Source organism: Paraburkholderia sp. JPY465, from assembly GCF_050436725.1.
Classification (GTDB): Bacteria; Pseudomonadota; Gammaproteobacteria; order Burkholderiales; family Burkholderiaceae; genus Paraburkholderia; species Paraburkholderia youngii.
This window is the reverse complement of record NZ_JBNDMT010000003.1, coordinates 3,211,675-3,238,531: the sequence shown is the minus strand read 5'-3', so window position 1 is coordinate 3,238,531 and position 26,857 is coordinate 3,211,675. Positions and strand designations below refer to the sequence as shown.

The 26,857-nt window shown below is 65.8% G+C and carries 26 protein-coding genes and 3 pseudogenes; 8 read left to right on the top strand and 21 right to left on the bottom strand.

Going from position 1 to position 26,857, the window contains the following annotated elements; all coding sequences use genetic code 11:
- Positions 1-61 precede the first annotated feature (61 nt).
- The 7 genes and pseudogenes from fliR to fliL all read right to left on the bottom strand — a co-directional run bounded on the left by fliR (position 62) and on the right by fliL (position 4,514).
- The gene (gene fliR / locus QFZ94_RS29595; protein ID WP_410852513.1) at positions 62-844 is read right to left on the bottom strand and encodes a flagellar biosynthetic protein FliR; all 783 of its coding nucleotides are present in this window, start codon (positions 842-844) and stop codon (positions 62-64) included.
- Positions 845-875: 31 nt separating this feature from the next.
- The gene (fliQ, locus tag QFZ94_RS29590; protein ID WP_368585681.1) at positions 876-1,145 is read right to left on the bottom strand and encodes a flagellar biosynthesis protein FliQ; all 270 of its coding nucleotides are present in this window, start codon (positions 1,143-1,145) and stop codon (positions 876-878) included.
- Between the two features lie 34 nt (positions 1,146-1,179).
- Positions 1,180-1,947, bottom strand: coding sequence for a flagellar type III secretion system pore protein FliP (fliP, locus tag QFZ94_RS29585; protein ID WP_368585686.1), 768 nt, complete (start codon positions 1,945-1,947; stop codon positions 1,180-1,182).
- A gap of 41 nt (positions 1,948-1,988) precedes the next feature.
- The gene (gene fliO, locus QFZ94_RS29580) at positions 1,989-2,504 is read right to left on the bottom strand and encodes a flagellar biosynthetic protein FliO (RefSeq protein WP_429461236.1); all 516 of its coding nucleotides are present in this window, start codon (positions 2,502-2,504) and stop codon (positions 1,989-1,991) included.
- Complete coding sequence (gene fliN, locus QFZ94_RS29575; protein WP_368585683.1) at positions 2,501-2,965, bottom strand: flagellar motor switch protein FliN; 465 nt, start codon at positions 2,963-2,965, stop codon at positions 2,501-2,503. Before fliN ends, fliO begins: the two co-directional genes overlap by 4 nt.
- A pseudogene (gene fliM, locus QFZ94_RS29570) lies at positions 2,958-3,956 on the bottom strand (flagellar motor switch protein FliM). The gene fliN and the pseudogene fliM overlap by 8 nt, the downstream one beginning before the upstream one ends.
- A 57-nt stretch (positions 3,957-4,013) precedes the next feature.
- Positions 4,014-4,514, bottom strand: a complete 501-nt coding sequence (gene fliL / locus QFZ94_RS29565) for a flagellar basal body-associated protein FliL (RefSeq protein ID WP_429461234.1) — start codon at positions 4,512-4,514, stop codon at positions 4,014-4,016.
- Positions 4,515-4,553: 39 nt separating this feature from the next.
- On the opposite strand from fliL, the gene QFZ94_RS29560 reads away from it, so the two are divergent.
- Positions 4,554-4,811: a hypothetical protein gene (locus QFZ94_RS29560; RefSeq protein WP_429461232.1), complete on the top strand. Its 258-nt coding sequence runs from the start codon at positions 4,554-4,556 to the stop codon at positions 4,809-4,811.
- 458 nt (positions 4,812-5,269) lie between these two features.
- On the opposite strand, the gene QFZ94_RS29555 is transcribed toward QFZ94_RS29560, so the two are convergent.
- The 6 genes from QFZ94_RS29555 to fliF all read right to left on the bottom strand — a co-directional run bounded on the left by QFZ94_RS29555 (position 5,270) and on the right by fliF (position 12,407).
- On the bottom strand, positions 5,270-6,802 hold the full coding sequence (locus tag QFZ94_RS29555; RefSeq protein ID WP_429461230.1) for a flagellar hook-length control protein FliK: 1,533 nt from the start codon (positions 6,800-6,802) through the stop codon (positions 5,270-5,272).
- Positions 6,803-6,863: 61 nt separating this feature from the next.
- Entirely contained in the window at positions 6,864-7,313 is a 450-nt protein-coding gene (fliJ, locus tag QFZ94_RS29550) for a flagellar export protein FliJ (protein WP_013090850.1), read from the bottom strand.
- A gap of 17 nt (positions 7,314-7,330) precedes the next feature.
- Complete coding sequence (fliI, locus tag QFZ94_RS29545) at positions 7,331-8,956, bottom strand: flagellar protein export ATPase FliI (RefSeq protein WP_429461228.1); 1,626 nt, start codon at positions 8,954-8,956, stop codon at positions 7,331-7,333.
- Positions 8,950-9,633, bottom strand: coding sequence for a flagellar assembly protein FliH (fliH, locus tag QFZ94_RS29540; protein ID WP_429461226.1), 684 nt, complete (start codon positions 9,631-9,633; stop codon positions 8,950-8,952). Before fliH ends, fliI begins: the two co-directional genes overlap by 7 nt.
- Positions 9,626-10,621: a flagellar motor switch protein FliG gene (gene fliG / locus QFZ94_RS29535; RefSeq protein WP_368587564.1), complete on the bottom strand. Its 996-nt coding sequence runs from the start codon at positions 10,619-10,621 to the stop codon at positions 9,626-9,628. The genes fliH and fliG overlap by 8 nt, the downstream gene beginning before the upstream one ends.
- Positions 10,611-12,407, bottom strand: a complete 1,797-nt coding sequence (gene fliF / locus QFZ94_RS29530) for a flagellar basal-body MS-ring/collar protein FliF (protein WP_429461224.1) — start codon at positions 12,405-12,407, stop codon at positions 10,611-10,613. The genes fliG and fliF overlap by 11 nt, the downstream gene beginning before the upstream one ends.
- A gap of 237 nt (positions 12,408-12,644) precedes the next feature.
- On the opposite strand from fliF, the gene fliE reads away from it, so the two are divergent.
- The 6 genes and pseudogenes from fliE to QFZ94_RS29500 form a co-directional block, all read left to right on the top strand.
- The gene (fliE, locus tag QFZ94_RS29525) at positions 12,645-12,980 is read left to right on the top strand and encodes a flagellar hook-basal body complex protein FliE (RefSeq protein WP_368587566.1); all 336 of its coding nucleotides are present in this window, start codon (positions 12,645-12,647) and stop codon (positions 12,978-12,980) included.
- A 272-nt stretch (positions 12,981-13,252) separates the two neighbouring features.
- A complete protein-coding gene (gene fliS / locus QFZ94_RS29520) occupies positions 13,253-13,687 on the top strand; it encodes a flagellar export chaperone FliS (RefSeq protein WP_013090844.1) in 435 nt (144 codons plus the stop codon).
- A complete protein-coding gene (locus tag QFZ94_RS29515; RefSeq protein ID WP_368587567.1) occupies positions 13,684-14,010 on the top strand; it encodes a flagellar protein FliT in 327 nt (108 codons plus the stop codon). Before fliS ends, QFZ94_RS29515 begins: the two co-directional genes overlap by 4 nt.
- Positions 14,011-14,116: 106 nt before the next feature.
- Positions 14,117-15,544, top strand: a complete 1,428-nt coding sequence (locus QFZ94_RS29510) for a flagellar hook-length control protein FliK (protein ID WP_429461221.1) — start codon at positions 14,117-14,119, stop codon at positions 15,542-15,544.
- Positions 15,544-15,912 (top strand): EscU/YscU/HrcU family type III secretion system export apparatus switch protein, encoded by a 369-nt coding sequence (locus tag QFZ94_RS29505; protein WP_368587569.1) that lies wholly within the window; start codon positions 15,544-15,546, stop codon positions 15,910-15,912. Before QFZ94_RS29510 ends, QFZ94_RS29505 begins: the two co-directional genes overlap by 1 nt.
- Before the next feature lie 111 nt (positions 15,913-16,023).
- Positions 16,024-17,139: pseudogene (locus QFZ94_RS29500) on the top strand (IS256 family transposase); the annotation flags it as partial.
- Here the strand turns inward: QFZ94_RS29500 and QFZ94_RS29495 are convergent.
- Complete coding sequence (locus tag QFZ94_RS29495) at positions 17,118-18,353, bottom strand: IS110 family transposase (RefSeq protein WP_429459802.1); 1,236 nt, start codon at positions 18,351-18,353, stop codon at positions 17,118-17,120. The pseudogene QFZ94_RS29500 and the gene QFZ94_RS29495 overlap by 22 nt on opposite strands.
- Before the next feature lie 246 nt (positions 18,354-18,599).
- On the opposite strand from QFZ94_RS29495, the pseudogene QFZ94_RS29490 reads away from it, so the two are divergent.
- A pseudogene (locus QFZ94_RS29490) lies at positions 18,600-18,809 on the top strand (transposase); the annotation flags it as partial.
- A gap of 88 nt (positions 18,810-18,897) precedes the next feature.
- Here the strand turns inward: QFZ94_RS29490 and QFZ94_RS29485 are convergent.
- The 7 genes from QFZ94_RS29485 to QFZ94_RS29455 all read right to left on the bottom strand — a co-directional run bounded on the left by QFZ94_RS29485 (position 18,898) and on the right by QFZ94_RS29455 (position 26,559).
- A complete protein-coding gene (locus QFZ94_RS29485; protein ID WP_368583252.1) occupies positions 18,898-19,920 on the bottom strand; it encodes an XdhC family protein in 1,023 nt (340 codons plus the stop codon).
- Entirely contained in the window at positions 19,893-20,501 is a 609-nt protein-coding gene (locus tag QFZ94_RS29480; RefSeq protein ID WP_368583253.1) for a CoxG family protein, read from the bottom strand. The genes QFZ94_RS29485 and QFZ94_RS29480 overlap by 28 nt, the downstream gene beginning before the upstream one ends.
- Positions 20,492-21,757, bottom strand: a complete 1,266-nt coding sequence (locus tag QFZ94_RS29475; protein WP_429461218.1) for a vWA domain-containing protein — start codon at positions 21,755-21,757, stop codon at positions 20,492-20,494. The genes QFZ94_RS29480 and QFZ94_RS29475 overlap by 10 nt, the downstream gene beginning before the upstream one ends.
- A gap of 11 nt (positions 21,758-21,768) precedes the next feature.
- Positions 21,769-22,650, bottom strand: coding sequence for an AAA family ATPase (locus tag QFZ94_RS29470; protein ID WP_410850722.1), 882 nt, complete (start codon positions 22,648-22,650; stop codon positions 21,769-21,771).
- A gap of 169 nt (positions 22,651-22,819) precedes the next feature.
- Positions 22,820-23,617, bottom strand: a complete 798-nt coding sequence (locus tag QFZ94_RS29465) for an FAD binding domain-containing protein (RefSeq protein ID WP_429461215.1) — start codon at positions 23,615-23,617, stop codon at positions 22,820-22,822.
- Between the two features lie 28 nt (positions 23,618-23,645).
- Positions 23,646-26,027, bottom strand: coding sequence for a xanthine dehydrogenase family protein molybdopterin-binding subunit (locus QFZ94_RS29460; RefSeq protein ID WP_429461213.1), 2,382 nt, complete (start codon positions 26,025-26,027; stop codon positions 23,646-23,648).
- Positions 26,028-26,037: 10 nt separating this feature from the next.
- Positions 26,038-26,559: a (2Fe-2S)-binding protein gene (locus QFZ94_RS29455; protein WP_368583258.1), complete on the bottom strand. Its 522-nt coding sequence runs from the start codon at positions 26,557-26,559 to the stop codon at positions 26,038-26,040.
- Between the last annotated feature and the right edge of the window lie 298 nt (positions 26,560-26,857).

The window sequence follows — 26,857 nt, the reverse complement described above, 5'->3', positions numbered from 1 at the left end:
CAATAAAAAAACCGGCGCGATGAACTCGAGCCGGTTTTTTTTATGTCCGGGATTTTCCGGGTTATTTCAGCGCCGCCGCGACCCGTCCCATCTCATCGATGCCGCTATCGAACAGCCGCACGAAGAACGGGATCATGTTCGGCAGCATCAGTTGCACGAGCAGCAGACCGACCAGCATCGTCAGCGAAAAGCCGATCTGGAAAACGCCGATCTGCGGCGCCGCGCGATTGAGAATGCCGAGCGCCAGGTTGGCGATCAGCAGCGCGACGACGACCGGCAACGACAGCAGCAGCCCCGCCGAAAAGATCGAGCTGCCCCAGTTCGCCAGCGTCTGCCAGCCGTGCGGCGCGAGCAGGTTGGCCGACACCGGCACCGACTGGAACGTCGTGACGAGCGCGGCGATCATCTGCAGATGACCATCGACGGCGAGAAACGCCAGCGTCGCGATCGTCGTCATATAGCGCGAGATCACGACGCCCGAGCCGGTCGCCTGCTGGTCGAAGAAGGTCGCGAAGCCGAGACCCATGCCGAGGCCGATGAAGTAGCCGGTTGCGTCGATCGCCTGGAACACGATCTGCATCGTCACGCCGAGCGCGACGCCGATCAGGAACTGGTTGGCGAGAATCCACACGCCGTCCGCCGAAAACACGGTGACCTGCGGCAGCGCGCCGATCGTCGGCGCGACGATGATCGTCGTGAACGCGGCGAGGCCGATTTTCACGCGCGAGGGCAGCGACGTATTTCCGAACACCGGCGCGGTCGCGATCAGCGCGGCGATGCGCGCGAACGGCCACAGGAACGCGGTCAGCCAGACGTTCAGTTGCGCGTAGGTGACCGTGAACATGGAGCGGGGAGGGCGGACGTGCGAGCGGCGCTCAGTTGACGAGCGTCGGAATGCTGGTGAGCGTGTGGCGCAGATAGTCGAGCATCGTGGTCAGCATCCACGGACCGACGATCACCAGCGTGGCCGCGATCGCGAGCAGCTTCGGGATGAACGACAGCGTGCTCTCGTTGATCTGCGTGGCCGCCTGAAACAGGCTCACGACCAGACCGACGACGAGCGCGACGAGCAGCAGCGGGGCGGCCATCATGAGGCCGATGTACATGGCGTGGTGGGCCAGCGTCATGACTGCTTCGGGTGTCATCGTGGGTACCTCAAGAACGAGGAGTCGAAAATAATCAGACGAAGCTCTGCGCGAGCGAGCCGAGCAGCAACTGCCAGCCATCGACGAGCACGAACAGCATCAGCTTGAACGGCAGCGAGATCGTCGCCGGCGACACCATCATCATACCCATCGACATCAGCACGCTCGCGACCACCATGTCGATGATCAGGAACGGAATGAAAATCGTGAAGCCGATCGTGAAGCCGGTTTTCAACTCGCTCGTCACGAACGACGGCACCAGCAGCGACAGCGGCACGTCTTCGGGCCCCTGCATCGGCGCCGCGTGCGAGATGCGCGCGAACAGAGCGAGGTCGCTTTCGCGGGTCTGACGCAGCATGAAGGTCTTGAACGGCGCGACGCCGCGCGAGACCGCCTGGTCCATCGGCAGCGTGCCTTCCGAAAACGGCTTGTAGCCTTCGTTATAGGCCTTATCGAGCACCGGCGACATCACGAAAAACGTCAGAAACAGCGCAAGACCGACGAGCACCTGGTTCGGCGGAGTCGTGGTCGTGCCGAGCGCCTGGCGCAGCAGCGACAACACGATCACGATGCGCGTGAAGCTCGTCATCATCAGCACCATCGCGGGCAGGAACGACAGCATCGTGAGCAGCAGCATCGTCTGCACGCTCAGCGAGTAGGTCGTGCCGCCGTTCGGGCCGGGGCTCGTCGTGAAGGCCGGCAGGCCGGCGGTTTGCGCGAACGACAGCGTCGGCAGCGCGACCAGCAGTGCCGGCAGCGCGAGTCGAAGCGCTGCGGGGAGCGCGCGCGCCGCACCGCGCATTAGCGTGAAGAAACAACCTGACTGCCTGAAACTGACCTGCATTACCGATCCCCGCCGCGGTGCGCGTTGAAACGTTTGCCCACTTCGCCCTTCAGGGCGTCGCGAAAGCGTTGACCAAAGGTGCCGGAAAGCGGCGCGGCCGAAGGGACAACCGTATCGGCTGCGACGGAACCCGCCGGCATCGTATGCAGCAGCCGCACGTTGCCGGGCGCGGCGCCGAGCACGAGCCACGTATCGCCGATCTCAACGACCGCGACGCGCTCCTTGCCGCCGAGCGAAGCGCCGCCGACCGTCTTCACGAGGCCGCCGCGCTGGCCCGGTTGCAGGCCGAAGCGTCGCGCGAGCCATGCGCAGCCGAACACGAGGCCGATCACGACCGCGAGCCCGACGAAGGTTTGCAGCACCGCGCCGACGCCGAGCGCCGGCACCGCGCTACCCGCGCCGACACCCGAGGCGATCTTCGCGGCGTTGTTGACCGCGTTCATGTCGGCGGCGTGCGCGACGCTGGACGCGATGAGCGCCGCGAGCAACACGCCGCGACCTGCCAAACGTTTCATCGATTGAGTTTCCGGATGCGTTCGGACGGCGTGATGATGTCGGTCAGCCGGATACCGAACTTGTCGTTGACGACCACCACTTCGCCCTGCGCGATCAGACAGCCGTTGACGAGCACGTCCATCGGCTCGCCCGCCATGCCGTCGAGCTCGACGACCGAGCCCTGTGCGAGCTGCAGCAGATTGCGGATCGCGATCTTGGTGCGGCCGAGCTCGACCGTCATCTGGACGGGGATGTCCAGGATCATGTCGATATCGTTGTGCGTCGTGGTCGGTTCGACCTTCGACAGCGGCTGGAACACACCGGCCGCGGCCGGGTTGACCTCGGCGTTGCCGTTCTGCTCGGCGAGCGCGCTGGCCCAGTCGTCCATCGCCGCGTCGTCTTCCGCGGCGGACAGCGCGCCGGCGGCGAGTTGCTCGGCGGCCTCGAGATCGCTCTCGGGCTTTGCGTTCAGGTCACTCATATCCACCTTCCTTCATCGTGTCGGCTGCGCTGATCATCTTCTGGACCCGCAACGCGTACTGACCATTGAAAATTCCGTAGCCGCATTCCATCACCGGCACGCCGTCGACTTTCGCAGTGATGTGCTCGGGGATGTTGATCGGCAGAACATCGCCTTTGCGCATGTTCAGGATCTGTTCGAACGTGACCGGCACCTGCGCGAGGTCGGCGGTCAGCTGCACTTCGGCAGCCTGCACCTGCTACGACAGCACGCGCACCCAGCGGCGGTCGACGTCCATCGCTTCGCCCTGGATCGGCGAGGACAGCACGTCGCGGATCGGCTCGATCATCGAGTAGGGCATGCAGATGTGCAGCGTGCCGCCCGTCGAGCCGAACTCGATCGAGAACTGCGTGACGATGACGATTTCGTTCGGCGTCGCGACGTTGGCGAACTGCGTGTGCATTTCCGAGCGCACGTATTCGAACTGCAGCGGGCGCACGCTCTTCCATGACGCGGTGTAGTGCTCGAACGTCAGATTGAGCAGCTTCGTGATGATGCGCTGCTCGGTCTGCGTGAAATCGCGTCCTTCGACGCGCGTATGAAAACGCCCGTCGCCGCCGAACAGGTTATCGACCACGAAGAACACGAGGTTCGGATCGAACACGAACAGCGACGTGCCGCGCAGCGGCTTCACGTGGACCAGGTTCAGGTTGGTCGGGATCGGCAGATTGCGCGTGAATTCGCTGTACTTCTGCACCTTCACCGGGCCGACGGAGATTTCCGCCGAGCGCCGCATGAAGTTGAAAATGCCGACGCGCAACAGGCGCGCGAAGCGGTCGTTGATGATTTCGAGGCCCGGCATCCGGCCACGGACGATGCGTTCCTGCGTCGCGATGTTGTACGGGCGTACGCCCGTGCGATCGTTTTGCTCGGATTCCGTGTCGGATTCGCCGGTGACGCCCTTCAGAAGGGCATCGACCTCCTCCTGGGACATGAACTCTTCGTGGCTCATTGCTTTTCCTCGTGCGTCCCGTGGCGATTGATGATGGCAGCGCTGGACAAGGTCACGTCACTGCACGACGAACTCGGTGAACAGCACGTCCTGCACGCGGATCGGTGCGGCGCCCCGCTCGGTCGGCTCGGTGATCAGCGTCTTTAGCTCTTCGGCGAGCGCGCGCTTGCCTTCGAGCGGCGCGAGTTCTTCGGGGTGCTTGTTCGACAGCGCGAGCAGGATGCGGCTGCGCACTTCCGGCATGTGATCGGTGAGCGCCTGCTGGGTGCCGGCGTCGCCGAGCTTCAGCGTGAGGCCGATGCGCAGGAAGTGTTGCTGGCCGTCGTTCGATTGCAGGTTGACGGTCATCGATTCGAGCGGGAAGAACAGCGGCGCGGCGGACAGCGCCGGCGCGGCTTCGGCCGAAACGGCGACGGGTGCGCGCTTCGACATGAAGAACCACATGCCGGCACCGGCAGCGCCCGCTGCGATCAGCGCAATGAGGACGATCAGGATGATGCGCTTCATGGGGCCCGGCGAGGCGGGCGCGGCTTGTTGCGGGGCGGTCGTGGTTGCCATTTGGTTTGCCAGCCTGGTGCTGGCGTAGTAAGGGTTAGGGTGATTGTTGTTGATTTGCCTGCGGCGCTATGGGTCGAAAAGAAGGGCTATTTCTGGCTATTTCTGGCTGTTTCTAGTTTTTGGTTGTTTTTCTTGGCTTTGTTCTTTGTTTTGTTGGCCTTTCCTTGCTTTGTTATCGGTCTATTAGCGTTGCCCCTGTGCGGGGCGGCACCTACTTTCTTTGCTGCTGCAAAGAAAGTAGGCAAAGAAGACAGCTTTAAACCGCTAGCTCTTAAGCGGGTCCCTCGGTGTGCGTGAGGTAGTGGTGCATCTGGAATCCGTGCTCTCGCACATTCCGCGCTAGTGACAAGGCAGTCATTCTTCCGGCGGCGTCATGCGCGCCGAAGCCCCGCTCCAAAATCACCGGTTGTTTCAGCGCATCGCCGAGGCGCAGCCAACGGCCCCGCTGCGCGGGCCAAACCATTGGTTTCCCAGGCAGACTCGTCCGCGACGCACGTAGTGCGGAGTGGGAAGGATGATGCTTTGTCACGAACGGGGAATGTGCGGGGGCACGGATTCCAGATGCACCACTACCCCTGCCAAGCCAGGGGACCCGCTTATGAGCTTGCGGTTTGAGCTGTCTTCTTTGCCTACTTTCTTTGCAGCAGCAAAGAAAGTAGGTGCCGCCCCGCACAGGGGCAACGCCAATAGACCGATAACAAAGCAAGGAAAGGCCAAGAAAGCCAGAACAACGAAAAAGAAGCGCCCGCCTCGCTCTAGGCAAACGTATCGACTAATCCAACCTGCTGCCGCACGGCAACATTAGCGATGGCATCGCTGGAGTCCCCCGAGCCGTCCCCTGCAAGGGAGCCACCACTACCACCACCGCCTCCCTTCCCATTCCCCCCACCCGCGCCAGCGCTCTGCTGCTGCTGTTGCCCGCTCTGCCGGGCAAACCCATCACTCACACTGGCACTGCCAAGCCCAATCCCATTGGACTCCATCGCCTCGCGAAGCTTCGGCAACGCCGCCTCCACTGCCTCCCGCACCGACTGGTGTTCCGACACGAACAGCGCATGCGCATGGTTATCCGCCACCTGCAACACGACCTGCAACGGCCCCAGATCCTTCGGATTGAGCGTCAGCTCAGCACTCTGCGAATGCGCATTCGACAAGAACACCACCTTCTGGCTCAGCGCTTCTTCCCACGCGCTCGTGCCGACCTGCGGTGTCAACGCGTTCGCGGCTGCGGCAGCACTCGCGTTGCCGGTGGTCTGCACCGCCGCCGTCGTGCTGGCGGCGTTCGCTGCCGCTTGCGCCGCGGCCAGCGCGGTGTTCGCCGCCTCGGACGCGCTGCGCGCCGAGGCAACGTTGTCCGCCTGACCGTTCGTCGCGGCCGCGGCACTCATTGCGTCGGCGGCCGACTTCGCTGTCGACGGATCGGCCAGCGCGGTCGCGGCGGCCGTTGCGGTCGCCGGCGTCGTATGGGTGGTCGAGGCGCCCTTGCCGGTGCTGGGCGTCTTGTCGTCCGCGGTGCCGTTCAGGTCGTTTTTCGGGTTGCTAAGGCCGCGTACCGCGCTCGATACGCTCGCGGCCTTCGCAGCCGCGCCGCTTGCGAGCGCCGCCCCAGGCACCGCGCCCTGGCCGCTCGATAGCGCGGACAGCGCACTTTGCAACGCATCCTGCAGCGACTTCGGATCGACCGCGCCTTTCCCGCTCGCCGTGGCGGCCGTGAGCGCGCTCGTGGCCGTGCCGGCCAGCGCGCTCACCGCGTCAGCCGCGGAGCTTGCGGCATCGGTCGCGGTGGTCGCGTTCGCATCGGCGTTGTTGACGGGGGCCTGTGCCTGCGCTTGCGCTTGCGCCTGGGCCTGGGCGGCAGCCGCCGCGGCGGCGAGCGCGCCGGCGTCGGTCTGCGCCTTGGTGTCTTGCTGCTTCGTCTGCGTCGTGGTCGACTGGCTGTTCGATGCCTGCTGCGTGGGCGTGGTCGACGTAGTGGACGACGATGACGCGCTGCTGCTCGACGCGTTGCTCGTCGTGCCGCTGGCGTTCTGGCTGCTGCTCGCGCTCTGCCGCGAAGGAGCGGGCGCGGCTGCGCTGGGTCCGCTGGGCGCGCGCGGTGCCGAGGCTTGCGATGCCGTCGCTGAACTGGTTTGCTGTTGATTCGCGCTGTTCTGCTGGTCGATGCTTTGCTGCAAGGTCTGCGCGAACGGGGTCGAGCTGGCGGCGTTCGAGGCTGCGTTGCTCGACCCATTGCTGCTCGCGTCGAGCAGCGTGCTCAGTTGCGAACCGATCTGTGAAAGAAGCGACATAAAGAATCCTGTGAATCGGTCAAACGGGTGTGCCGTCAGGCATTAACCGTGAGGCGAGGCCTCACGCGCCGTCGGCTCGCATGCGCAGACTTCGCGCCGCGAATTCGTCGGCGTCGCGCTGTTCGCGCCGCGCCGCAACCTTCGCCTCGGCCGCCTCGCCGCGTGCCTGCAGCACTTCGTACGAGCCGAGCTTCTGCTTCTGGCGCTGCCAGTCGGGCTTCGCCATCTCGACGCGCGCGCTCGCCGCCGCGAGCAGGTTGCGCTGCTGCTCGATCGCTCCGTCGAGCGTGTCGAGGAACGCCTGGAAGTTGCGCATGTTGCCGGCGGGCATGCCCGACTGCGCGCTCTCGGTGAAGCGTGCGTAGTATTCGTTGCGGTACTGCACGAGTGCATCGAGTTGCGCCTGTACGTCGTTGCGCTCGCGCTGCGCGCGGCCGAGCCGCTGCGCGGCGGCGTCCACGTCGTCCTGCGCGAGACCGATCAGCGTCTTGATCGGGAAGTGTTTCGACATCGTCAGCCTCCTCGGCCCTAAGCAAACAGCGCGTTCAGCATGTCGATGCTCGGCTGGAAGTTCGCGCACTCGCGAAAGCCTTGCTGCAGGAACGCTTCCATCCGCGGATACAGCGCGATCGCGCGATCGAGCAGCGCGTCGCGCCCGGCCGAATAGGCGCCGACGTTGATCAGATCGCGGTTGCGCTGATAGCGCGACAGCATCTGCTTGAACATACGCGTTTTATTCAGATGGTTATCGTCGATCAACGCGGTCATTGCCCGGCTAATCGACGCTTCAATATCGATCGCGGGGTAGTGGCCGGCTTCGGCGAGCGAGCGCGACAGCACGATGTGGCCGTCGAGAATCGCGCGCGCCGAGTCGGCGATCGGGTCCTGCTGGTCGTCGCCTTCGGTGAGCACCGTGTAGAACGCGGTGATCGAGCCGCCGCCCGCCGGTCCGTTGCCGGTGCGCTCGACCAGCGCCGGCAGCTTCGCGAACACCGACGGCGGATAGCCCTTGGTGGCGGGCGGCTCGCCGATTGCCAGCGCGATCTCGCGCTGCGCCATCGCGTAACGGGTCAGCGAATCCATCAGCAGCAGCACGTGCTTGCCCTGATCGCGGAAGTATTCGGCGAGCGAGGTCGAGTACGCGGCGGCCTGCATCCGCAGCAGCGGCGACACGTCGGCCGGCGCGGCGATCACGACCGAGCGCGCCAGACCTTCCTCGCCGAGAATCTGTTCGATGAACTCCTTCACTTCGCGGCCGCGTTCGCCGATCAGGCCGATCACGATCACCTCGGCGCTGGTGTAGCGCGCCATCGTGCCGAGCAGCACCGATTTACCGACGCCCGAACCCGCGAACAGCCCCATGCGCTGACCACGGCCGACGGTCAAGAGCGAGTTGATCGCGCGCACGCCGACGTCGAGCACCTTGTGAATCGGCTCGCGATTGAGCGGATTGATGACCGGCGCGGAAAGCGGCGCATCGGTTTGCGTGCCGAGCGGGCCGAGCCCGTCGAGCGGACGGCCCGATGCGTCGAGCACGCGGCCGAGCAATTCCCAGCCGACCGGCAGACGCTTCGCGCCGGCGAGCGGGTCGGCGATCGGCGCGCTTTCGAGCGGAAACACGCGCGCGCCGGGCAACAGGCCGATCACCTCGGTGGTCGGCATCAGGAACAGCTTGTCGCCGGAGAAGCCGACCACTTCGGCTTCGGCCATCGGCAGCGAACTGCCGGGCGGCAGCTCGATCATCACTTCGGCGCCGACCGACAGACGCAGCCCGACCGCTTCGAGCACCAGACCGGCCGCGCGCGTCAGACGTCCGCACGCGCGCAGCGGCTTGGCGATCGCGTTGCGCGCGCGCAGCGCGTCGAGCTGGCCGCGCCATGCCTGCACGTGCGGATTGCTGTCGAGCGCGGGATCGTAGGACGGTGCGTGCGGGGCGTGAGCGGCGTGGTCCGTCGCGGCGGACGGGCGGCTCACCGCCGCGCCTGTTGCGAGATGCGCACTCGCGGGAGCGTGCAATGCCGCATCCGGTGGCTCCGGAAACCCGGACGAATCGACATCGGCCAGCGCCTCGGCGCCGAACGACGCCAACGCGAGCTCGCGTTCGAGCGGCGTCAGGTCGCTCGCGCGGATCTCGTCGAGTGTCGGCTTCACCACGTGCTCACCTTGCCGAGCGCGGCGGCGACGCGCTGCCAGCGCGTGTCGATGCCCGCGTCGACCTCACCGGTGCCGGCCTGCGCGCGGCAACCGCCACGCTCCACCGCTGCATCGGTGCGCACGGTCCAGCCGCGCGTTTGCAATTCTTCAAGCAGATATGCCTCGACCACCGGCAGATCGGCGGGACTCACGATCAGCGCCGGCGCGCCGGAGAGCGCGGGCTCGGCCGCGAGCACCTCGCGCGCGGCCGCGATCAACGCGGTTGGGTCGTGCTGCACGTGCTGGCGCACGACCTGCTGCGCGATGTCGAGCGCGAGTGCGATCAGCGTTTCGGAGATCGCGTGCTGCGCGCCATCGAGCGCGGTCTTGAAAGTTTCGGCGAGCGCGGCGAGCCGCATCGCTTCTTCGCGCGCCTCGGTCTGGCCCTGCGCGAAACCCTGCGCGTGCCCCTGGTCATACCCCGCCTGATAGCCGAGCGCCTGGCCGGCCACGTGACCGGACGCGACGCCCTGCGCATGCGCGGCTTCGCGGCGGCGCTCCAGTTCGGCTTCGAACGCGCGCTCGTCGAACTCGGGTTCGGCCGGCGGGGGCGGCGGCGGGGCCGGGTCGAACGACGCCATCTCCCAGCGCTGGTAAGCCGAGAGGCTGTCCTTTGCCGGGGCGTTCGAATCAGACATATGCGTCTTCCGCCTTGCCGCCGATCACGATCTGCCCGCTCTCGGCCAGGTTGCGCACGATCTGCAGGATGCGGCGCTGCTGCGTTTCGACTTCGGACACGCGCACCGGGCCGCGTGCGTCGAGGTCTTCGGCGAGCAGCTCGGCCGCGCGCTGCGACATGTTCGACAGGAACTTCTGACGCAGCGCGGGCGCCGCGCCCTTCAGCGAAATGATCAGCGCCTCGGATTCGACTTCCTTCAGCAGCAGCTGGATCGCGCGGTCTTCGAGTTCGAGCAGGTTCTCGAACACGAACATCTGATCGATGATCTTCTGCGCGAGCTCCGCGTCGTACTGGCGCACGTTCTCGATCACGCCTTCCTCGTGGTTGCTCGACATGAAGTTCAGAATCTCGGCCGCCGTGCGGATGCCGCCCATCGGGCTGCGCTTCAGGTTGTCGCTGCCCGACAGCAGGCCGGTCAGCACGTCGTCGAGCTCGCGCAGCGCGGCCGGCTGGATGCCGTCGAGCGTCGCGATCCGCAGCAGCACGTCGTTGCGCAGGCGCTCCGGGAAGCACGACACAATCTCCGAGGCCTGATCGCGGTCCAGATGCACGAGGATCGTCGCGATGATCTGCGGATGCTCGTTCTTGATCAGTTCCGCGACCGCCGACGAGTCCATCCACTTCAGGCCTTCGATGCCGCTCGTGTCGCTGCCCTGCAGGATCCGGTCGATGATCGCGCCGGCCTTGTCGTCGCCGAGCGCCTTGGTCAGCACCGAGCGGATGTAATCGCTCGAATCGAGCGACATGCCGGTGTGCTGCTCGGCCTCGCGCACGAACTCCTGCAGCACCTCGTCGATCTGCTCGCGGGTGACGTTTTTCAGCGCGGCCATCGCGACGCCGATTTTCTGGACCTCACGCGGGCCCAGAAACTTGAACACCTGCGCCGCCTCTTCCTCGCCGATCGACATCAGCAGCAGCGCGCTCTTCACTACGCCTTCAGCGCTCATCGGACACCCAGTTCTTGACGACGGTTGCTACGATCTTCGGATCCTGACGCGCGATGTTGCGCGCGAACTCCAGGTTCCGCTCGTACTTGTGCTTCGCGTTTTCGAGCGCGAGCTTCTCGCTATCCGCTTCGATTTCGACCACCGCGCCGTCGCGCTGCTCGGCCGGGATGCCGTCGAGCAGCACCGGCTCGTCGGGCGACATCAGCGCGGGCACCGGCTCGGGGGGCGGCGGGAAGGCGCGGCGCAGCGCCGGCTTCACCATCACGAAGTAGAGGAACAGGGCCACCGCGCCGATGCCGAGGTACGTCGCGATCTGCTTGTAGAGCGCGAGCATGTCCGGGGTGCGCCACCACGGCAGGTCGGCGTTCGGATCGAGGTCGGTGGTGAACGCGCTGTTGACCACGTTGACCGAGTCGCCGCGCGACGCGTCGTAGCCCATCGCGTCCTTCACGAGCTGCGTGATCTGCGCGAGCTTGTCGGCGCTGACCGGCTGCATCGTCACGTGCCCCTTCGGATCGACGACCCGCAGATAGTTGACGACCACCGCGACCGTCAGCCTGCGGATGCCGCCCATCGGCTGGTCGATGTGACGCACGGTCTTGTCGAGCTCGTAGTTGGTGGTCGAATCCTTGTGATCGCTGATCGGCGTCGTGCTCACCGAGCTCGCGCCGTTGCCGGCCACGATCGGCGCGGAGGCCGGCTGCGGCGGCTGGTTCGACAGCGCGCCCGGCACGCCCGAGGCGCCGCCCTGCGACATTTCGGTGGCGCTGCTCGTCTGCTGGCTGCGGATCGCAGCGTCCTGCGGATTGGCGTTCGGGCCGTACTTCTCCGAAGTCTGCTCGCTGTGCGAGAAGTCGATGTCGGCGCTGACCTGCGAGCGCGCGTTGCCGGCGCCGAACAGCGGCGCGAGGATCGTGTCGATGCGCTGCTGCGTGTTGCGTTCGATCTGCTGGCGGAACTTCAGCTGGGTCGCATCGAGGCCGCTGCCGTTGGTTGGCTGCGTGAGCAGGTTGCCGTCCTGGTCGAGGATCGTCACGCCGCGCACCGGCATTTGCGGCACCGCCGACGCCACCATGTGCGTAATCGCGACCACTTGCCCTTCGTCGAGCACGCGGCCCGGGTACAGGTTCACGAGCACCGACGCCGACGGCGGTTCCTTGTCGCGCACGAATACGCTCGGCTTCGGAATCGCGAGGTGCACACGCGCCGATTTGACGCTCGAGATCGATCCGATCGTGCGTTCGAGTTCGCCTTCGAGCGCGCGCTGATAGTTGATCTGTTCGTCGAACTGGCTGATGCCGAACTTCTGGTTGTCCATCAGCTCGAAGCCGACCGAGCCGCTCTTCGGCAGTCCCTGCGAGGCGAGGCGCAGGCGGGTCTCGTGGACCTGCTCGGCCGGCACGAGGACCGCGGTGCCGCTTTCGGACAGCTTGTATGGGATATTGGCCTGCTGCAGCGCGGCGATGATCGAGCCGCCGTCGCGGTCGGACAGATTGCTGTAGAGCACCTTGTAGCTAGGCGCGCGCGACCACAGGAACAGACCGGCGACGACCGCCACCAGCAGCGCGACCGCGAACACGAGCGGGGCGCGCGGGTTGCCGCGCATCTGCGCGAGTCCGGACAGACGCTGGCCGAAATTGCCGCCGAGACCTCCGAGGCCGCCGAGGCCACCGAGGTCGGCCGTGCCGCCGGCCGGGCCGCTCGCGGTCTGAGCGGCTGCGGGCTGCGCGCCGGCGAGCCCCATGCGGGCGTCGGGGTTGATCAACGAGTTGGCTGACGAATCCATGCGTCGGGTTTCTCCGGGGGATGCCTTGGCGTTCTGCCGTGATGCCGCGCCGGGGCTCGGCGGACGGACAGAGACTTTCACCTTTGAAATTATCCGCAGCGCCGCTCAACCCGATTGCTTGAATAGAGCCGGGTTTCCCCCCTAGTTTCGGGACTTTCCGCGAGGGGCCGCTGCTATGCTTTCGTCCAGATCGATACACCTTCCGGTGCTCCGATCGCCTATCCAACGGAGAAAAAGATGACCATGCCCGTGAACGCGCTATCGTCGGCGCTGCAACAGATGCAGGCGATGGCGGCGCAGGCGGCCGGCGGCGCGAGCCCCGTGGCGGAGCAATCCGGCGCGGCGACGCCGACCAACTTCGCGGCGGCGCTGAAGGCCTCGCTCGACAAGATCAGCAGCGACCAGCAGAAGGCGATCGGTGAGTCGCAGGCGTTCGAACTCGGCGCGTCCAATGTGTCGCTGAACGACGTGATGGTCGATATGCAGAAGGCGAACGTCGGCTTCCAGTTCGGACTGCAGGTGCGCAACAAGCTGGTCGCCGCGTACAACGACATCGCGCAGATGTCGATCTGAGCGGGATCGCCTGGGACTGCATGAAGGATTGCCCGAAGGTCCGCATGAGTCCCGTCCGACGATCCGGCAAGCCGCTGCCGGCGCTTGCGCCGACGGCTTCGCGCCGCGTCTTCCGTGCCCGCCCAGCGGCGCTTTCGATCCTCCTTGCACCGGACTAAAGCTTTGTCGTCGCGCATCCGATAACCAAATTACATGTCAGCGATTGGCGCGGCGACGCGCCAGCGCGGCCACGCCACGACTTAACCGCAGCCAGTATCAGAGGAGGAGCGCCGATGTTTTCCCAAGGACACGCTGGAGCCAACGCGTACGCGCGTGTCGGTATCGAGACATCCGTGATGGGCGCAAGTCCGCATCGTCTGATCGTGTTGCTGTACCAGGGTGCACGCCAGGCGATCGCGCAAAGCCGCCTGCATTTGCAGCAGGGCAACGTGGCAGAGCGTGGCATGGCGATCAGCAAGGCGATCCGGATCATCGAAAGCGGGCTGCAGGCGTCGCTCAACCTCGAGGTAGGCGGCGAAATCGCCGAACGGCTCAATGCGTTGTACGACTATATGGCGCGTCGGCTGTTGCAAGCCAATATCAATCAGAGCGAGGCGATGCTCGTGGAAGTGGACCGACTGCTCGCGACGCTCGAAGAGGCATGGATCGGGATTGCCCCGGAGATCGCGCGGATGGCGGCACAGCCAGCCGCGGAAAGCCTGAGATGACATCGAACGCAGAATATTTTGCCCGCTATGAAGCGGTCGCCGCGCTGTCCTGCCGCATGCTGATCGCGGCCCGCCGTGCACTGTGGGACGACCTGGTGCACTTGCAGGAAGAGTATCGGCATCTGGTCGAAGCGCTGCGCGAAGCCGACGTGGGCGTCAAGCTCGACGAGGCCGAGCGCCTGCGCAAGTACGCGCTGATCCGCCAGATCCTCGCCGACGACGCCGCGATCCGCGACCTCGCGAATCCGACCATGGCGCATCTGTCGGCGCTGTTCGCCGGCCGGCCGACGCGTGTGCTCAAGGAGCTGTACGGGGCGCGCTGAGTGCGCGCGGGCACGCGGGTGAGCAGGCGCCACACCGTGCGCATCTGAAGGATCGCAGCAATCAGAGCATCGCGCGCGTTGCCGCCGATGCGACCAAGGAACCGGTATGAACGGAATCGATTCGGCCCTCGCTTCGGTGCTGTCGAGCCGGATCGACAGCCTGCTCAACATCGCGCCGGGAACCGCGACCACCTCGCAGACCGGCGCAGCCGGCGTCGATACCAAGGTTCCCGCGGCGCCAGCGAACGCGACGCCCGCGCCGCAGTCGTCCGCGCAAACCGCGCTGTCGGCTGTCGCGCTGACGCTGAATGCGATCGCGCACTCGGGCGGCGAGGCGACACCGGCGGTGCTCGGCCGCGAGCCGATCTGGGCGGCCGCGCCGGCGCTCGACGTCGCCATCGAGAGCTTGCCGCTGACCAATGCGGGCGCCGCTACTGGCGATTCCGCCGCTTCCGCGAATATCAATACCAACCCCAACGCTGCTGCCAACGCAACCGCGGCTACCACCGCGAGCGTGGCGGCCACCGAAGTGCCGGTCGCGGCGCTCGCGGCCGCGCTGCAAAAGACAGTGGCTGACAGCGGCCTGTTCTACGAGGCGCATCTCGCGGCGTGGCTGGTCGGCCAGCGTTCGCCGGCTCAACTGGCGAACGAGGCACAGAATCAGCTCGTCGCAGATTCTCAATTGCCCCCCGGCTGGAGCGCCGACGCTGGCGATGCGAGCACGCGGTCCGCTTCGGCGAACGGAGCCTCCGAGGCGACGCCACGCGGCGCGCCGACCGGCACACCGAACGGCACACCGGCTGGCACGCCGAACGCTGCCGACAACAACCCTGCCTCGCACGCGATGCCGTCGATCCTGACCGCGCAGGCCGCGCGCCTCGTCGCGGGCGAGCTGCTGGCCAGTTCGGTGTCCGATCTGAACGGCCAGTCCACGCATACGGCGCCGCACGGCGCGGCGTCGCAGGCGGCCGATGCCGGTCCATCGCAGAGCGCGCAGGCGATGGCGGCGGCGGTGCATCCGGCGACGGTGTCGCTCGTGCGCCAGCAGCTCGATCTGCTTGCGACCGGACAGTTTCGCTGGACCGGCGAGGCGTGGCCCGGCGCGCGTCTGGACTGGACCATCGAGCAGGATGGCGACGAATGGGACCGCAGCGGCGGCGGCCTCGCGAGCGAGGACGATCAGCCGTGGCGCACGCGCCTGACGCTGTCGCTGCCGTCGCTCGGCACCGTCGATGCCGAGCTGACGCTGGTCGGCACGCGGCTGAGCGCGCGCGTACAGGCGAGCCCGCGGGGCGCCGCGCGGCTCGCGACGCAGGGGGACGGTTTTCGTCAGCGGCTCGCGGCGGCCGGGATCGAGTTGCAGGGATTGACGATTCGGGAGATTGGCGGCGGTGCGCCAGGTGCTGCTGCGGCTGGCGCCTCGGCGGCTGGGGCGCAGGCGGCGGGCGCGTATGCACGGTCGGCGTCGGCGGCTGTAACCGAGTCGGCGGCGGCGAGCACCGCTCCGCGCGACGACTTCGATTGGGATATCTGATGAGCCGCACCCATCGTCGCAGCGCGGCTGCGCTCGTTTATGACGCTCATGGCGGGGAGCCCGCGCCGCGTGTGGTCGCGAAGGGGTATGGGCTGCTTGCCGACATGATCGTGCAGCGCGCGAAGGAAGCAGGGCTGTATGTGCACGAAGCGCCCGAGATGGTGTCGCTGTTGATGCAAGTCGATCTGGATGCGCGGATTCCTCCGGAGCTTTATCAGGCTGTTGCCGAGTTGCTGGCCTGGTTGCATCGGCTCGAGAGTGGGGCCGATGTTGAGACGGCTCATGAGGGGGGGAGCGCTGGCCCGCAGGATGTGGTGGATGTCGTTGCTACTGATGTGCCTGGCGGCACGGGCGCTGTGGATCATTGACGGTGCGGGATTGTCCTTTTTGCAGGGCGGGGCGCTTTTTTGTTTTTGTTCTTGTGTGAGCCTGTCAGAAATTTTGTGTTCAAGGCATAACATGTACCCAAAGGAGCATGTATGCCAAGCAAACCAAAAGCAGGGTCTGCGCCCCCGCCTGAGCTGCCCGCGATTCCAGAGGAGCTCATCGATGAGTTCGTGAAGGGTCCGATGACGGCGGAAGCGGTGCAGGCAGCCTCGATGGCGTTCAAGAAGGCGCTGATCGAGCGTGCGCTGGGCGCCGAGCTAAAACATCACCTGGGCTATCCGAGCGGAGGCCAACGCCCGCCGGAGTCGACCAACCAGCGCAACGGCAGGAGCGGCAAGACCCTGTTGACGGAGGACGGCCCGTTGCGGGTAGACATTCCGCGCGACCGTGACGGCAGCTTCGAACCGATCCTGATACCACGGCACGAACGCCGCTTTACCGGCTTCGACGACAAGATCATTGCGATGTACGCGCGAGGCATGACCGTGCGTGAGATACAGGGCTTTCTGGCCGAACAGTACGGCACCGAAGTATCGCCGGAGTTCATCAGCTGTGTCACCGATGCGGTGACTGAGGAGATCACAGCCTGGCAGGGCCGTCCGCTCGAGCCAATGTATCCGGTGGTGTTCTTCGACGCGCTGCGTGTGAAGATCCGCGACGAAGGGATGGTGCGCAACAAGGCGATCTATCTGGCGCTGGGGATCCTGCCCGACGGCACGCGTGACATTCTCGGACTGTGGATCGAGAACACCGAGGGCGCGAAGTTCTGGATGAAGGTCTTCAGCGATCTGAAGACACGCGGCGTGCAGGACATCCTGATTGCCGTCACCGACGGACTGAAGGGCATGTCCGACGCGCTTGAAGCGGTCTTCCCGGCGACCACGCTGCAGACCTGTATCGTGCACCTCATCCGCAATTCGCTCGACTATGCCGGCTGGAAGGAGCGTCGGGAGCTGGCCGCAGCCCTGCGTCCAATCTACACGGCGGCCAGTGCTGCTGCAGCCGAGGCGGAGTTGCTTGCCCTGGAACGGGGCCCGTGGGCAAGCAGGTTCCCGACGGTCATGGCAGCCTGGCGCCGCGCATGGGTTCGCGTGATTCCGTTCTTCGCGTTTCCGCCTGAGGTGCGCAAGGTCATCTACACCACGGATGAAATACACAAGCCCTCACGCCGTACTTCGCTCGTTCGCTATGTCCGCGCTTCCGGCCACCGTATCGGCGCGCTGTCTGATTTGGGGCGCGACTGCTTCCATCGGTTAAACAGTCTCTGATAGGTTCGCTCGGACTGCTCGGCCATGGCTCGCTCCTGCTGGCGGACGCTCTTCAGACTGTAGGCGGCAGCCGAACCTTTGCGCGAGCCATGCTGCGCCGGCATTCCAGCCTGCAGTTCCAGCGCGCGCAGCTTGTGCGCGGTTAACGCGGGACGATCCCACGCGAACGGTTCGCCACGTGTCATCACATACCAGACGATCACGGCGAGCTTGCGAGCGGTCGCTACGACGGCAATTTGTTGGCCGCGGCGATCGCGCACGCGCAGGAAGAAGGCGCGCAGTGGCCCGGGCGCCTGCGTGGCGCCCCAGGCAGCCTCGACCAGCATCGCCCGTGCGTAAGAGCGGCCGCGCTTGGTGATGTGGCCGTGCCTGGCCGGTGTTGGGCCGGATTGATAGACCGACGGATTGAGCCCGAAGTAGCTCACCAGCTTCTCCGGATTCGGAAACCGCTCGATGTCGCCGATGGCCGATAGCAGCCCGATCGCCACCGTGGTATTGACGCCGGTAATCGTCAGCATCACGCGTAGTCGCGCGTCGTCGATGGTCGCTTGCGCGAGTGCCTGCTCCACCTCACGCAGATCTTCGCCGAGGCGGTCCAGTTCGCGCAGTCGCTGCTCGATGCCCAGGCGTTCATCCAGCGGCAGCGGTTGAACGCTGAGCCATGCACGCCCCTTCCTGCCAAACAGATCGGTGGCAGGACACCGCTCGATCAGATGCGCCGCCAGCACGGCGTGAACCTCGTTCTTCAGCCGCGTGCGTTGCCGCACCAGCTGCGAACGGCGCGAGATCTGCCGACGCAACGCCAGCGTGCGCTCGTCTGGCATCCAGACTTCCGGCAGAAAGCCGCTTGCATACAGTTGTGCCAGCACGGCCGCATCGATCTTGTCCGTTTTGACGCGGGCTTCGGCGATCAGCCGGACTTGCAGCGGATTCGCAATCGCCACACGCGCGACGTGACGGCGGAGCACGTTGACGATGGCGGCAGTGTTGCCGGTTGCCTCGAGCACCACGTGATCGGTGGCACGTAGGTTCTCGGCAAAGCGTTCCAGCTGGTCGCGTCGCAACCCGGTACGGCCGCCGGCATGCATCAGGCCATTCTCCAGGTACGCGATCTCGGCCACGGAGCGCGAAACATCAAATCCCACGATTCGCATAACCGTCTCCCGTATCAGATCACTGTTGGGAGCCGGTGGGGCAGCACGACAACTACGGATTCGCGCTCACAGCGCAACCGGGCGGGTCGCAGGGGCGGCCAACTACTAACACGAGCTCGCGGCTCATCATGTAACAACGGCCTGCCCACCCGAAGTGCTCCCCAGTGCCCCTGTCCCGGATGGTCACACCATACGCTCAAACCGCTGGGCGCGGGAACGCGAGGCACCGGCTATATCATGCCGGTTACCAATTCGCTGGAGAGCGTGAATGCACAGCTGCGCAAGATCATAAAGACGCGCGGACACTTCCCGTCCGATGAAGCGGCGACCAAACTGCTCTGGCTTGCGCTGCGCAAAATCACCAGCGACTGGCACCGTGCGGCCCACGACTGGAAGGCCGCCATGCGGCAGTTCGCGATCCTCTACGAGGATCGCTTCACACGACCCAACAGCTAGAATGAAATTGATCGCCTGCCACGCCTGAAATGTTCAGACGCCTTGCACACAAAAATTCAGACACTCCCGGTTCGTTGAACGCGGCAGGCTACACGCTGCAGGCGGCGCCACCCGACGCCGCAATCTCCCGCGCAGCCTTCGCCCCTTCGACCTGCAATAGCGTCGGCAGCGACACGCCATTCTTGGCCGCCGTCACCTCCGCCAGAATCGACACCGCAATTTCAGGCGGCGTCCTGCTGCCGATATAAATGCCGACGGGCCCATGCAAACGGGCCAGTTCGGCTTCCTTCAGATCGAACTCCTTCAGGCGCTCGCGCCGCGCTTGATTGTTGCGGCGCGAGCCGAGCGCGCCGACATAAAACGCCGGCGTCTTCAATGCTTCCATCAGCGCGAGATCGTCGAGCTTCGGATCGTGCGTGAGCGCGATCACCGCGCAGCGCTCGTCGAGCTTCATGTCGATCACGGTATCGTCCGGCATCGTGCGGACGATCTTCGTGCCCGGCACGTCCCATTCCTCGGTGTATTCCTCGCGCGGATCGCAGACCGTCACCTGATAATCGAGCCCCACCGCGATGTGGCACAAGTAGCGCGACAACTGCCCGGCGCCGATCACGAGCATCCGATAGCGCGGACCGTGGATCGTCAGCAGACGCTCACCGTCGAAATGCACGCCGTCGGTCGCCTGCGCGTTGTCGAGCCGCACCGCGCCCGTCGCCATGTCGAGTTCGCGGGCGACGAGCCGGCCGTTTTCGACCGCATGACACAGCTCGGCGATGCCGCTTTGCCGTGTCAACGGTTCGAGCACGAGCTGGATCGTGCCGCCGCACGGCAGCCCGAAGCGATGCGCTTCCTCGGCCGTGATGCCGTACTTCACCGCTTCCGGATGCGTCTGCTCGATGCCCCGTTGCCGTACGCGGTCGATCAGATCGTCTTCGATGCAGCCGCCCGACACCGACCCCACCACGAGGCCGTCGTCGCGCACTGCGAGCATCGCGCCCTCGGGACGCGGCGACGAGCCCCACGTCTTCACGACCGTCACGAGGAGCGCGCGATGTCCGTCCTCCAGCCAGCGGGCGCTGGTTTTCAGAACTTCGAGATCCACGCTGTCCATGATTTCTTCCCCTTCTTTGCTTCGTCGCCGGACTCTCCGTCCGCGGCGTCGTTCGATTCCGCTTGCGCAGACGCTGACGCGGCTTCCGCCTCGGTAGCCACCGAAGCGTCGCCGTCCGTTGCTTCACCAGCGCTATTCTCACCCGAGAGCTGGGCGCTGAAGCGCTTGAAAAACTCCCCGGCAATCTTGCGCGCCGCACCGTCGACGAGCCGCGAGCCGATCTGCGCGAGCTTGCCGCCGACCTGCGCGTTGGCGGTGTAGGAGAGCTTCGTCGCGGCATCGCCGTCGGCCTCGAGCGTGACCTGCGTATTGCCCTTCGCGAAGCCGGCTGCACCGCCCTGGCCTTCGAACACGATCGTGTAGGCGTTCGGTGCGTCGATGTCGGTCAGTTGCATGCGCCCCTTGAAGCGCGCCTTGACCGGGCCGACCGCCGCGCTCAGCGTGACCAGGTACGCGTTTTCGCCGTCCGGGTCGATGCTTTCGCAACCGGGGATGCACGCGCGCAGAATTTCGGTGTCGTTCAACGCGTCCCACGTTTGCTGCTGCGCGACCGGCAGCGTATGAGTTTCGCTCAATTCCATGACGTTGCTCCTGCGAGTGTCGTCGCGGCGACGGCGTGGCGAGGCGTGCGCGTCAATTGCGCGAGATCGCGGCCGAACGCTGCGAGACTGTCTAGATTATGAACCGGACGATGCGCGTCGACATACGGCAGGATCGCCTGCACGCCGCGCGCCTTGGGAGTAAAACCGCTGAACCGCAGCAGCGGATTGAGCCAGACGATGCGATGCGCGAAACGTGCGAGACGTGCCATTTCGGCATCGAGCACGTCGATCGCTTCGTGATCGAGACCGTCGGTGACGAGCAGCACCGTTGCACGACCGGTGAGCACGCGGCGCGCCCAGCGTCGGTTGAATTCGGCGAGCGCCGCGCCGATGCGCGTGCCGCCCGACCAGTCGACCACCTGATCGCTGAGCGTCGCGATCGCGACATCGGGATCGCGTTCGTGCAATGCGCGCGTCGCGTTCGTAAGCCGCGTGCCGAACAGAAACACCTGCAGACGTTCGCGCGACTGCAACAACGCGTGGCAGAAGTACAGCACCGCGCGCGAGTAGTTGCTCATCGAGCCGGAAATGTCGAGCAGCAGCACGAGCGGCGGCTTGCGCTCGACCCTCGCGCGATACTTCCACACGGTCCAGTCGCCACCGGCGCGCACCGCGTGCCGCGCGCTCGCGCGCAGGTCCGCATGGGTGCCGTGCGAGGCCGCCTTCAGGCGCCGCGTCGGTTCCATGGCGAGCGGCAGCCGCTGGCCGCGGATCAGATGACGCAGGGTGCGCCATTCGTCGGCGCTCAGTGTGTCGAAATCGCGATGACGCAGCCGCTCCTCCGCGCTGAACGTCAGCTGTGCATGCAACTCGTGCTGCTCGGTTTCCTGCGGCGCATTCAGATGCGGCGACGGCGGCATGCGTACCGCGAGCGCATCGGCGAGACGGTTGTTGCGCTTCGGCGGCGGCAGCCCGTCGCGCACTTTCGGCAGCAGCAGCGCGCGCAGCTTGCCTTCCCAATCGGGGTCGCGCCAGAACAGATCGAATGCGGCATTGAAGAGCTCGCGTTCGTCGGGCGCGGTGACGAGCAGCGCGGCAAGCGCGGCGCGCACGTCATCGCGGCGGCCGAGATCGATCCACTGCAACGCGGCGAGCGCGTCGACGGCCTGTGCGGGCGACATCGGCAAACCGGCGCCGCGCAGCACGCGCACGAAATGAACGACGTTGCGCGCGAGCATGGGCGCGGACTGCTGGTTCGCGCCGTCGTGTCTGCCTATGCCGATGTCGTTCGCCATGCCGACGACCCTCACCCGGCCAGACACTGCGCGATCTGCGCGGCATCCACGCGCGCGAGATCGTCCTGATACTTGAGCAGCACCCCGAGCGTGTTCTGCACCGATTGCGGATCGAGCTCCGTGACCGACAGCGCTTCGAGCGCGCGGCACCAGTCGATCGTTTCGGCGATGCCGGGCGCCTTGAACAGGTCCATGCCGCGCAGCCGATGCACGAAGTCGACCGCGCGCCGCTGCAATTGCGCCGACGTTTGCGGCGCGCGCGCGGCCACGATCTCGAGTTCGCGCTCGCGATCCGGATAGCCGATCCATTGATACAGACAGCGGCGCTTCAACGCGTCGTGCACTTCGCGCGTGCGGTTCGACGTCATGATGACGAGCGGCGGCTGTGCGGCGCGCACGGTGCCGTATTCGGGAATCGATACCTGGAAATCCGAAAGCAGTTCGAGCAGGAAGGCCTCGAACGGTTCGTCGGCGCGGTCGATTTCGTCGATCAGCAGCACGCGTCGCGCGCCGGGATGGTTTTCGTCGGGCATCAGTGCCTGTAGAAGCGGACGCTTCAGCAGGAATTCGCCGCGATACAGCGTGTCGTTGTCGGGGCGTTCGCCGCTCGCTTCGGCGAGCCGCAGCGCCATGATCTGGCGCGGGTAGTCCCACTCATAAAGCGCGCTCGCGGTGTCGAGGCCTTCATAGCATTGCAGCCGCAGCAGCGTGGTGCCGAGCATGCCGGCCGCCGCTTTCGCGAGCTCGGTCTTGCCGACCCCCGGCTCGCCTTCGACGAACAGCGGCCGCTCCATGCGCAGCGCGAGATACAGCGCGGTCGCGAGTTCGCGGCTCGCGAAATAGCGCTGGGCGGCGAGTTGGGCGAGGGTGTCGTCGATCGAAACCGGCTGCATGATGGTCCTGAGTCTGCGCGACAGGCCATGACACGGCGCGGCGCGAGTGAAGAACGCAATGGACGCGAACTCGGCGTCGAACTCTGGCGCCGGCTCGCGAAAGGAACGAAGCCGGCTTGCGCGCGCCGTGATGCGCACGAACGCAAGCCGGGCCGCCTAGCGAGTATCGCTAGGCATTTGCCTTCGTGACCGCGCGCGCGGCGAGCAGCGGAATCAGATGCGCGCGATACGCGGCGCTCGCGTGCATGTCCTCATTGAGCCCGTCGGGCGACACGCTGACCGCGCGTGCCGCCTCGGGCGTGAAGTTTGCCGACAGCGCGCTTTCGAGCTCGGGCACGCGAAACACCGACGACGCCGCGCCCGTCACCGCGACCCGCACACCGCTCGCGGACTTCGCGACGAACACGCCTACCAGCGCGAAGTGCGAGGCCGGATTGCGGAATTTCTCGTACGCGGCACGCTCGGGCACCGGAAACTCGACGGCGACGATCAGCTCGTTGGGCGCGAGCGCGGTCTCGTACATGCCGACGAAGAAATCGCCCGAGGCGATGCGCCGCCGGTCCGTGACGATCGTCGCATCCAGGCCCATCGCCGCGGCCGGGTAACACGCGGCCGGATCGTTGTTCGCGAGCGAACCGCCGATCGTGCCGAGCGCGCGCACCTGGCGATCGCCGATGTTCGAAGCCAGCTCCGCGAGAGCGGGCAACACGCGCCGCACGTCCGCGTGGTCGGCGACGTCGGCGTGACAGACGGCCGCGCCGATCGTCACTTTGTTCGCGTCGACGCTGATCGTCTTGAGCGCGGGAATGCGCGTGACGTCGATCAGCTGCGACGGTTGCGCGAGGCGCAGGCGCATCGTCGGCAGAAGGCTCTGGCCGCCGGCGAGGAACTTCGCTTCGCTGTCGGCGGTGAGGGCTGCGGCGGCCGCTTGCGGATCCGTCGCGCGTTGATACTCGAATGAATACATGTCGAATGCTCCGCTCAGGATCGTTGGGTCAGGCTTGCTTCGCCGCTTGAATCGCGGACCACACGCGATGCGGTGTGGCCGGCATCTGCAGATTGGTCACGCCAAGCGGCGCGAGCGCGTCGATGATCGCGTTGATCACGGCCGGCGGTGAGCCGATCGCGCCCGCTTCGCCGCAGCCTTTGACGCCGAGCGGGTTGTGCGTGCACGGCGTGCCCTTCGAGGTCTCGACCGTGAAGTCGGGCAGATCGGACGCATGCGGCATCGCGTAGTCCATGTACGAGCCGGACAGCAGCTGGCCGCTGTCGTTGTCGTACACGCAGCGCTCGAGCATCGCCTGGCCGATGCCTTGCCCGAGCCCGCCATGCACCTGGCCTTCGACGATCATCGGATTGATCACGTTGCCGAAATCGTCGACCGCGGTGAACTTCTGGATGCGGCTCTCGCCGGTGTCCGGATCGACTTCGATCTCGCAGATGTACGCGCCCGATGGATACGTGAAGTTGGTCGGGTCATAGAACGCGCTTTCTTCGAGGCCCGGTTCGAGCACGTCGAGCGGATAGTTGTGCGGCACGTAGGCGGCGAGTGAAATTTCCGCGAACGCCTTCGTGCGGTCGGTACCCGCCACGCGGAACACGCCGTTCTTGAACTCGATGTCTTCCGCCGACGCTTCGAGCAGATGCGCGGCGATCTTCTTCGCCTTCGCTTCGATCTTGTCGAGCGCCTTCGAGATTGCCGAGCCGCCGACCGCGATCGAACGCGAGCCATACGTGCCCATGCCGAACGCGATGCGGCCGGTGTCGCCGTGCACGATCTCGACGCTGTCGAGCGGAATGCCGAGGCGATCTGCGACCACTTGCGCGAAGGTCGTCTCATGGCCTTGGCCATGACTGTGCGAACCCGTGAACACGGTGACCGAACCGGTCGGGTGCACGCGAATCTGGCCGACCTCGAACAGGCCCGCGCGCGCACCGAGCGCGCCCGCGATGTTCGACGGCGCGAGACCGCATGCCTCGATGTAGCACGAGTAGCCGAGGCCGCGGCGCTTGCCGTTCTTTTCCGATTCCTGCCGGCGCGCGGCGAAGCCTTCGACGTCCGCGAGCGTCAGCGCGCGCGACAGAATCGCGTTGTAGTCGCCGGTGTCATAGGTGAGGCCGACCGGGGTCGCGTACGGGAACTGCGTGATGAAGTTGCGGCGGCGAATTTCCGCGGGGTCGAGCTTCATCTCGCGCGCCGCGGCTTCGACCAGACGCTCGACGACGAACGTCGCTTCCGGCCGGCCCGCACCGCGATACGCATCGACGGGAACGGTGTTGGTGAAGACCGCCTTCACTTCGGCGTAGATCGCGGGCGTTGCATATTGGCCGGCGAGCAGCGTCGCGTACAGGATTGTCGGCACGCTCGACGCGAACGTCGACAGATAGGCGCCCATGTTGGCGATCGTATGCACGCGCATCGCGAGGAACTTGCCGTCGGCGTCCATCGCGAGCTCGGCCTTGGTCACGTGATCGCGGCCGTGCGCGTCGGAGAGGAACGCCTCGGAGCGCTCGGCTGTCCATTTGACCGGCCGGCCGATCTTCTTCGATGCCCACGTGAGCGCGACGTCTTCCGCGTACAGGAAGATCTTCGAGCCGAAGCCGCCGCCGACGTCCGGCGCGATCACGCGCAGCTTCGATTCCGGCAGCGACAGCACGAACGCGGCCATCAGCAGCCGCTCGACGTGAGGATTCTGATTCGCAACGTACAGTGTGTAGCTGTCGTCCTGCGCCGAATAGCTCGCGTTGACCGCGCGCGGTTCGATCGCGTTAGGCACGAGGCGGTTGTTGACGATGTCGAGCGTGGTCACGTGCGCGGCTTTCGCGAACGCGGCGTCGGTCGCGGCCTTGTCGCCGTGGCCCCAGTTGTAGCAGACGTTGTCGGGCACTTCGTCGTGCACCGCCGCCTGACCCGGGTCGGCCGCATGCGCGGTATCGACGACGGCCGGCAGTTCTTCGTAGTCGACCTCGATCAATTCGGCCGCATCTTTGGCGGCCTTGATCGATTCGGCGATCACGAGCGCGATCTGGTCGCCCACATGTCGCGCCTTTGTATGCGCGATCACCGGATGCGGCGGCTCGTTCATCGGCTTGCCGTCGGTGCTGTGGATCAGCCAGCCGCACGGCAGTCCGCCGACCTTCTCCGCCGCGAGGTCCGCGCCGGTGAAGATCGCGACCACGCCCGGCGACTGTCTGGCCGCGCTCGTGTCGATGCTGTTGATCTTCGCGTGCGCGTGCGGCGAGCGCAGGAAGACCGCGTAGGTTTGCTGCGGCAGCACGATGTCGTCGGTGTACTGGCCTTTGCCGGTCAGGAAGCGATAGTCTTCCTTGCGTTCGACGGCGGCGCCGATCAGGCTCTGTGTATCGGGTGCGTTCATCGTCGGCTCCTCAGGCGGTTGCGCCGGTGGCATTCGCGCCGGCATTTGCGCTCGATGCTGCGGACGCCTTCATACCCGCGGCGCCTTCGAGCACGGCCTTGACGATGTTGTGATAACCGGTACAGCGGCACAGATTGCCGTCGAGCTGTTCGCGCACTTCGTCGCCGGTCAGATCGGGTTGACGCTGCACCAGCGACACCGCGCTCATCACCATGCCCGGCGTGCAGAAGCCGCATTGCAGACCGTGGCAGTGTTTGAACGCGGCCTGCATCGGATGCAGCGCGCCATTGGGCGCGAGCCCTTCGATGGTCGTGACTTCGGCGCCATCGGCTTGCGCGGCGAGGATGTTGCAGGACTTGATCGCGCGGCCGTTTAGATGCACGGTGCAGGCGCCGCATTGCGCGGTATCACAGCCGACGTGGGTGCCGGTCAGACGGAGTTGATCGCGCAGGAACTGGACAAGCAGGGTGCCAGGGTCGACTGAGGCGCTCACGGGTGCGCCATTGACCGTCAGACTGATGCTGATCGCCATGAAGCTGTCTCCTTTGTCGACCGCGGTTAGCGCTTTAGCGCTTACCGCGGTCCCATGCGGTTTAAACGCGATTGATCGGAGCGAGCGCTTCGGCGTATCGATCCCCGCCTCCACGCTGACCACGATCCCATGCAAGATAGTTGCTGTGGGTGAGACCGGACCTGTGATTGTTGTTGCCCCTGCTTTTGCTTCGACTGCGAGTGACTGCGGTTCGCGAGGTCCGATGAGGGTGCTGCGGGTTTTACGAGTCTGCCGAAAAGTAAAGCACAAATCGCGCGGACGCGCTATGAGGGGAAGT

Excerpts from the sequence above, each read along its gene's own strand:
- QFZ94_RS29510 (WP_429461221.1), top strand. The coding sequence starts at position 14,117 with ATGAACGGAATCGATTCGGCCCTCGCTTCGGTGCTGTCGAGCCGGATC.
- fliE (WP_368587566.1), top strand. The coding sequence starts at position 12,645 with ATGACCATGCCCGTGAACGCGCTATCGTCGGCGCTGCAACAGATGCAG.
- fliO (WP_429461236.1), bottom strand. The coding sequence starts at position 2,504 with ATGAAACGTTTGGCAGGTCGCGGCGTGTTGCTCGCGGCGCTCATCGCG.
- fliH (WP_429461226.1), bottom strand. The coding sequence starts at position 9,633 with ATGTCTGATTCGAACGCCCCGGCAAAGGACAGCCTCTCGGCTTACCAG.
- QFZ94_RS29475 (WP_429461218.1), bottom strand. The coding sequence starts at position 21,757 with ATGGCGAACGACATCGGCATAGGCAGACACGACGGCGCGAACCAGCAG.
- QFZ94_RS29555 (WP_429461230.1), bottom strand. The coding sequence starts at position 6,802 with ATGTCGCTTCTTTCACAGATCGGTTCGCAACTGAGCACGCTGCTCGAC.
- QFZ94_RS29515 (WP_368587567.1), top strand. The coding sequence starts at position 13,684 with ATGACATCGAACGCAGAATATTTTGCCCGCTATGAAGCGGTCGCCGCG.
- QFZ94_RS29505 (WP_368587569.1), top strand. The coding sequence starts at position 15,544 with ATGAGCCGCACCCATCGTCGCAGCGCGGCTGCGCTCGTTTATGACGCT.
- QFZ94_RS29455 (WP_368583258.1), bottom strand. The coding sequence starts at position 26,559 with ATGGCGATCAGCATCAGTCTGACGGTCAATGGCGCACCCGTGAGCGCC.
- QFZ94_RS29495 (WP_429459802.1), bottom strand. The coding sequence starts at position 18,353 with ATGCGAATCGTGGGATTTGATGTTTCGCGCTCCGTGGCCGAGATCGCG.
- fliJ (WP_013090850.1), bottom strand. The coding sequence starts at position 7,313 with ATGTCGAAACACTTCCCGATCAAGACGCTGATCGGTCTCGCGCAGGAC.
- fliL (WP_429461234.1), bottom strand. The coding sequence starts at position 4,514 with ATGGCAACCACGACCGCCCCGCAACAAGCCGCGCCCGCCTCGCCGGGC.
- fliR (WP_410852513.1), bottom strand. The coding sequence starts at position 844 with ATGTTCACGGTCACCTACGCGCAACTGAACGTCTGGCTGACCGCGTTC.
- QFZ94_RS29460 (WP_429461213.1), bottom strand. The coding sequence starts at position 26,027 with ATGAACGCACCCGATACACAGAGCCTGATCGGCGCCGCCGTCGAACGC.
- fliS (WP_013090844.1), top strand. The coding sequence starts at position 13,253 with ATGTTTTCCCAAGGACACGCTGGAGCCAACGCGTACGCGCGTGTCGGT.
- fliG (WP_368587564.1), bottom strand. The coding sequence starts at position 10,621 with ATGAGCGCTGAAGGCGTAGTGAAGAGCGCGCTGCTGCTGATGTCGATC.
- QFZ94_RS29470 (WP_410850722.1), bottom strand. The coding sequence starts at position 22,650 with ATGCAGCCGGTTTCGATCGACGACACCCTCGCCCAACTCGCCGCCCAG.
- fliN (WP_368585683.1), bottom strand. The coding sequence starts at position 2,965 with ATGAGTGACCTGAACGCAAAGCCCGAGAGCGATCTCGAGGCCGCCGAG.
- QFZ94_RS29480 (WP_368583253.1), bottom strand. The coding sequence starts at position 20,501 with ATGGAATTGAGCGAAACTCATACGCTGCCGGTCGCGCAGCAGCAAACG.
- fliF (WP_429461224.1), bottom strand. The coding sequence starts at position 12,407 with ATGGATTCGTCAGCCAACTCGTTGATCAACCCCGACGCCCGCATGGGG.
- fliP (WP_368585686.1), bottom strand. The coding sequence starts at position 1,947 with ATGCGCGGTGCGGCGCGCGCGCTCCCCGCAGCGCTTCGACTCGCGCTG.
- QFZ94_RS29465 (WP_429461215.1), bottom strand. The coding sequence starts at position 23,617 with ATGTATTCATTCGAGTATCAACGCGCGACGGATCCGCAAGCGGCCGCC.
- fliQ (WP_368585681.1), bottom strand. The coding sequence starts at position 1,145 with ATGACACCCGAAGCAGTCATGACGCTGGCCCACCACGCCATGTACATC.
- QFZ94_RS29485 (WP_368583252.1), bottom strand. The coding sequence starts at position 19,920 with ATGGACAGCGTGGATCTCGAAGTTCTGAAAACCAGCGCCCGCTGGCTG.